Origin of the sequence: Rhizobium sp. BR 314 (genome assembly GCF_047445805.1) — a bacterium.
Classification (GTDB): domain Bacteria; phylum Pseudomonadota; class Alphaproteobacteria; order Rhizobiales; family Rhizobiaceae; genus Rhizobium; species Rhizobium lusitanum_B.
Map to the genome: position 1 here is coordinate 1 of NZ_JARWLA010000101.1, position 2084 is coordinate 2084.

3 protein-coding genes are annotated in these 2084 nt (G+C 61.9%); all 3 read left to right on the forward strand.

Annotated features, from left to right (window positions below):
• Positions 1-300: DUF736 domain-containing protein (locus QD461_RS36540; protein WP_414091630.1), on the forward strand; the 300-nt coding region annotated here is incomplete at its 5' end.
• Positions 301-624: 324 nt separating this feature from the next.
• Positions 625-789 carry a hypothetical protein gene (locus tag QD461_RS36545; protein WP_167669584.1) on the forward strand — a complete coding sequence of 55 codons (165 nt, stop codon included), beginning with the start codon at positions 625-627 and terminating at the stop codon, positions 787-789.
• A gap of 323 nt (positions 790-1112) precedes the next feature.
• Positions 1113-1604, forward strand: a complete 492-nt coding sequence (locus QD461_RS36550) for a hypothetical protein (protein ID WP_015341941.1) — start codon at positions 1113-1115, stop codon at positions 1602-1604.
• Positions 1605-2084 lie beyond the last annotated feature (480 nt).

The window sequence follows — 2084 nt, forward strand, 5'->3', positions numbered from 1 at the left end:
ATCGGCACCTTCACCACCTCCGAAACCGGCTTCAACGGCTCGATCCGCACGCTCGCCCTCAACGTCAAGGCCCGCATCGCCCGCATCGAAAACCCCTCCGACAAGGGCCCGCACTTCCGCATCTACGCAGGCAATGTCGAGCTGGGCGCGGCCTGGCAGAAGCGCTCGGAGCAGGACCGCGACTACCTCTCGGTCAAGCTCGACGATCCGAGCTTCCCCGCCCCGATCTACGCAACGCTCACCGAGGTCGAAGGCGAGGACGGCTACCAGCTGATCTGGTCCCGCCCCAACCGGGACTGAGACCCGGACAAGGCCCCGCCGAAAGGCGGGGTCAAAACCGGTGACAGAGACAAGCCTGCGGCAGGCATCGAGCCTGCCGCCGGCTTTTTCGGTGCGATACGGAGAGGGACAATTGTCTGCTCAGATCGGGGTATCGTGTCGGGAGAAAATGTCGGCGTCGAAGGACGCGCGGTTCCCCCCAATTTTGCCTCCGCTTCGTACCTGCGCTCCAACAAAATCGGCTCCCCCACGCGCCGGCTCCGCCGGTCGCTGCCGCGCTCCTTGACCCCGTCATCTCCTCCCGCCCCGCGGTCTCGTCTTTCACGAACTCAAGGAGATTAGACGATGACGATCGAACAGCACATCGAGGAACTGCGGGCCGAGTTGAGGAACGCCTGCGATGCCGTCGAGCGGCGCCAGGTCGAAGCGGAGCTTCAGCTCGCCCAGGCTGATCTGGCCGTGGCGCTTGCCGAACAGGACGGCATCATCGAAGCCGAGCCGCCTTTCTGAGGCGGCTTTTCTGCGGCACGTCGAGCCGGTTCGCCGGATTGACCGGCTTATCGGCTGTCGGGGGTTTCACCCCTCGACACTCCCGCCGGCTCCCGCCGGATACGGTCGCGGCCCCTTCTGGCCCGCGGGTCTCTTCTCTCTCTGACGTCCCATTTTACTCCAGCAAATCCGGCGTCAAGAACGGCGCGGTCTCCCCCAATTTTTCCGTCGCTGCGCTACCCGAAAAATCGGCTCCCCCGCTTGCAAGTCGCGTTCCGCGCTCCTTGACCCCTCTTTGCCACGGAGTGGCCGATCTCCGTCATCAAGATGAAGGAGATCACATCATGACCACGGATCAGAACCTTATGCTCCACACGAAGCTTTCCGGTTTCCGGCTCGTCGTGCTTGCAAACCGCTTCGGCTGCGATACCACGTTTTCACGAGCGCTTCATGACCGCCTGATCGAAGGGCTCGATGCGGCTCACGCTCGCCTCCGCACCATCATGGCATTGGAACGGAGCGTTCTTGCCGGCGACGACGACTATGCCGCCTATCGGCTCGCAGGCGAGAACGAGATGTTCGAGCGTTTCACCATCAACTTGCAGGATGAGCTCGAGATCGATTTCGACACGCACGAATACCGCATCAACGGTGGCGGTTGGACCAATGCTTTGTCGGCGGATTGCGACGGCGTCGATATCGATTATCCAAGGCTGGTCGCGATGTGCGAGACCGAACTGGGTTCCTTGGCAGCGATCGTCAGGGATATCCGCCAGGAAACAGGCATCGTCATTCATGCGGCCCGTGTCGTCTACACAACGTACGAAAGCTCCTGAGGCGGCTTTTGCGATTTCCGCGGACGGCGAGAGCGGCTGCGTGAGGGCATTGGCAAGCTTTCGATCGCAGCGAGCGCGACCAGTTCAACGTCTCCTTGTCGACAAGCTGTCATCTCTCATCGGGGATATTGCAGCCCGTCCGTCCGGCCGCAACCTGGCGCCGCCGGAATTTTCCCCGCCGCATTCTGCGGCTCCTCGCGCGTCAAAATTCAGGCGCCGCCAGATCCTCCACATCCGTTTCGGCCTTGCAAGGTGCAACCCTGCTTCCCGGTCTGCTGTCGATCCCCGCAATGACGCAATCGACAAGGAGATCCATCATGCAACAGCTCGCTCAATTCCTCGCCGCCACCGGCCGCCAACTCCGCGCCCTCGGCAAGGTGATCAGCCACTTCTTCCGCAAGGGCAAGCTCGCATTGAAGCTTGCGATCAAGATCCCGTTCTTCGTTGACATCGAAGTGTCGTTCGAGACCGATTGGAACC